The sequence below is a fragment of the Roseomonas chloroacetimidivorans genome (assembly GCF_049629625.1).
In the GTDB taxonomy this organism is placed as follows: Bacteria; Pseudomonadota; Alphaproteobacteria; order Acetobacterales; family Acetobacteraceae; genus Roseomonas; species Roseomonas chloroacetimidivorans.
The window spans coordinates 1-780 of the sequence record NZ_JBNBZS010000308.1; the positions used below are offsets into that span (position 1 = coordinate 1).

General features: G+C 75.8%; 1 pseudogene. It reads left to right on the top strand.

Going from position 1 to position 780, the window contains the following annotated elements:
- Positions 1-181: 181 nt before the first annotated feature.
- Positions 182-780 (top strand): annotated as a pseudogene (locus tag ACO1BU_RS37655) (site-specific integrase); the annotation flags it as partial.

The following is a 780-nucleotide window of genomic DNA, read 5'->3' on the forward strand; positions in this document are numbered from 1 at the left end:
CATTACCGTGCCTGTGGTGGGCAGAGAGGCTAATTGCCATCGAAGGACCTGTCCTGGCACACTAAGCCCGGCCGGAGCGGCGGGCGCGGGGGCGCCTGTTCCACTGGCCGGAGAGGGCAGGGGGCGCGGGGGCAGTGAGCGGGACCGAGGGGAAGGACCCAGCAAAGACGGGAATTTTCGGATGCGCGCGGGGGACGGCGACCCGATGACGCCGCCCGATGGCGCCGGCGGCAGGCCGCTGCCCCCGGCCGTGCGGCGGCTGGTGCAGGAGGCGCTGCCGCCCGAGGCGCTGGCCGTGCTCTCCGGCCCGGTGGGCGAGGCGGTGGCGCAGGCGGCCGGCTACGCCGGCCGGGCGCTGTCCGACAACACGCGCCGCGCCTACGAGAGCGACTGGCGCGCCTTCTGCGCCTGGTGCGAGGCGGACGGCATCGCGCCACTCCCGGCGCCGCCGGTCGTGGTCGCCGGCCATCTCGCAAGCCTCGCCAAGGCGCTGGGCCGCAGCGGGTTGCGCCGGCGCCTCGCCGCCATCGCCCACCAGCACCGCCAAGCGGGCCACCCGTGGGAGACCCGCCACCCGGCGATCACGGCGACGATGCGCGGCATCCTCGCGACTCACGGCAAGCCCACCCGCCCCGCCGCGGCGCTCACCTCGGCCGAGGTCAAGCGCCTGCTGGCGGCCTGCGGCACCGACACGGCCGGCTATCGGGATCGCGCCCTGCTGCTGCTGGGCTTTGCCGGCGCCCTACGACGCTCCGAGATCGTCGGGATCGACCGCGAGCA